The following is a 2,018-nucleotide window of genomic DNA, read 5'->3' on the forward strand; positions in this document are numbered from 1 at the left end:
CTCGCTTAACCGGCGAAAAATAGCAGGCTAAAATTGGCGACGAAGGAGCGCAAGCCTGCTGTTTTGCGTCCTTTGGTTTAAGCGTTTGTTAGGTTTTAAATACACCGATTATCTATATTGAGATATCCCGATATATCGTTTTTGCCTAAGTGACTCATTTCATCTAACTCAGCGTTTAACTTGTCTAGCCACCAATGTGCTTCAGCTTTAGAAATTTCTATTAAGCCACCCCAAACAATAAAATATCGCGTGATGCCTTTTTCGAGTTTAATACTCCCCCATTTATCAGCATCGCCAGTCTTTTGACCTCCCATATAAAATTGAGCTTGAATATCATAAGCTCCAGGGCAAAGGTTAAATGTTACATAGTCTGCTTTATACAACTTAACCTTTGACGAAGGATAGAGGTTATTTAAAAACTCAATATTCTTAAAGTCTCCCCTTAGAGGCCCCCAATAAAAGGTTGGCGGATCTATTAGAACTAAATTGGCTAAGTTCTCAATTTTATGGTTTTTAAAATTAGAGCTAGGAATGAAATGTTCCAACTTTGTAATTGATGGGCGACTAAGCGAACAACCGCTAATCATTAAACCTAACAAAATTAAAATAGCTACTCTCATTTTCGATAGAAACCTAACGCCTCGCTTAACCGGCGCAAAATAGCAGGCTAAAATTAGCGACGAAGGAGCGCAAGCCTGCTGTTTTGCGTCCCTTGGTTAAAGCGTTTGTTAGGTTACCAATGCTCCAGGCAATGTAGACCTACTTTCTCAGCACAAGACTCAATGATGGGTCTAACACTCAGATCTTTTAAATAAAACACATTTGTGTCGTCATAACCTTCGAAATAGACCGCATTTAATTTAGGAAGGATAACTTGATACATACCCATATCAGTTTGCCGCAAATACATAGATTGTGCATGTTCTGATAGGAATGATTTAAACCTAGGTTTGTCACCTTTTAATCCGCGAAAGCGAAAAGTTAATATTTCTGTTTGCTCAGATAATAAGTGATTAAAGCTCTCAAATATTGAAGCTCTTCGCACAATTTCGCTTGCGTCAAGATCACCTAATAACTCCATTGCTTCATCACGATTAAGCCAATGGTCAAAAATAGAGACTGCTAAGTAAGTATACTCTTTCGTTTCGTTAACTTGAGCTAAATCTATAAGCCTTGGGAATTGTTGCTCCAATGCTTTTTGACGTTCTTTGCTCACATTTAAAAACTTACGCATAACTTCAAAGGTAACCTAACGCTTGCCGTAAACGGCACAAAATAGCAGGCTAAAATTAGCGACGTAGGAGCACAAGCCTGCTGTTTTGTATCCTCGGTTTAATGGCCTTGTTAGCTTTACAAAAAGCTGAGTGTGTACAATAAAACCCACCCTGTAAAAGCTATGAAGAATAAGCCTTTAACTATTTTTAACTTTCTAACCTTTTCTAAATAAGCAGCTCTAAAAAGAAACCCTGATGGTACTGCTGCACCAAAGTAATAAACTCCCGGAGCAAGCAAAACACCTGACTTACTCCATGCATAAGTAATAAAACACAGAGCTAGAAAAGAACCTACAAAGAACATACCTTTCGATGTTTCTAGAAATTCAATTGAAGTATCAAAAAAATCACTTAAATATTTTGTCATTGTGTAATCCTTCACAAATACAAAGAGTAAAGCTAACGCCCGATTAACGGGTAAAAAGTTGTGGGCTAAAATTGAGCGAAGCGAATAGCCCGCAAGTTTTTATCCCTGTTTAATTGCTTGTTATGCGTTGACACAACACTTTCAAAGCGCTTGCGCCTGCACCAATAAGCCAAACTTAAAATTTAAAAACACTCACCAAACCAAAAATTGCAAAGAAGCGTTTGACTGATGAATGATGATTCTGTTCACAGCTTAAATTGAAAAATGAAAAGCCAAGACCAACTTAAAACTTACTTACGCCACTGTACCTAAAAGCTAATTTGAAGAAAAGACTTGAAGCAAGAACCGTTTTAAAGACAGCGATTTAAAGTGACGCA

At 37.6% G+C, this 2,018-nt stretch carries 3 protein-coding genes; all 3 read right to left on the bottom strand.

Annotated elements, in window-relative coordinates; all coding sequences use genetic code 11:
• Positions 1-95: 95 nt before the first annotated feature.
• The 3 genes from ACGHEH_RS21495 to ACGHEH_RS21505 all read right to left on the bottom strand — a co-directional run bounded on the left by ACGHEH_RS21495 (position 96) and on the right by ACGHEH_RS21505 (position 1,641).
• A complete protein-coding gene (locus ACGHEH_RS21495) occupies positions 96-620 on the bottom strand; it encodes a hypothetical protein (RefSeq protein ID WP_390449769.1) in 525 nt (174 codons plus the stop codon).
• Between the two features lie 113 nt (positions 621-733).
• A complete protein-coding gene (locus tag ACGHEH_RS21500) occupies positions 734-1,234 on the bottom strand; it encodes a hypothetical protein (protein WP_390449771.1) in 501 nt (166 codons plus the stop codon).
• Positions 1,235-1,350: 116 nt separating this feature from the next.
• Positions 1,351-1,641 carry a hypothetical protein gene (locus tag ACGHEH_RS21505; protein WP_390449773.1) on the bottom strand — a complete coding sequence of 97 codons (291 nt, stop codon included), beginning with the start codon at positions 1,639-1,641 and terminating at the stop codon, positions 1,351-1,353.
• Between the last annotated feature and the right edge of the window lie 377 nt (positions 1,642-2,018).

This window comes from Pseudoalteromonas sp. MTN2-4 (genome assembly GCF_042848605.1).
Classification (GTDB): domain Bacteria; phylum Pseudomonadota; class Gammaproteobacteria; order Enterobacterales; family Alteromonadaceae; genus Pseudoalteromonas.

What these genes read in the sequence shown, in the direction of transcription:
- ACGHEH_RS21495 (WP_390449769.1), bottom strand. Translation starts at nt 620, where the DNA reads ATGAGAGTAGCTATTTTAATTTTGTTAGGTTTAATGATTAGCGGTTGT.
- ACGHEH_RS21500 (WP_390449771.1), bottom strand. Translation starts at nt 1,234, where the DNA reads ATGCGTAAGTTTTTAAATGTGAGCAAAGAACGTCAAAAAGCATTGGAG.
- ACGHEH_RS21505 (WP_390449773.1), bottom strand. Translation starts at nt 1,641, where the DNA reads ATGACAAAATATTTAAGTGATTTTTTTGATACTTCAATTGAATTTCTA.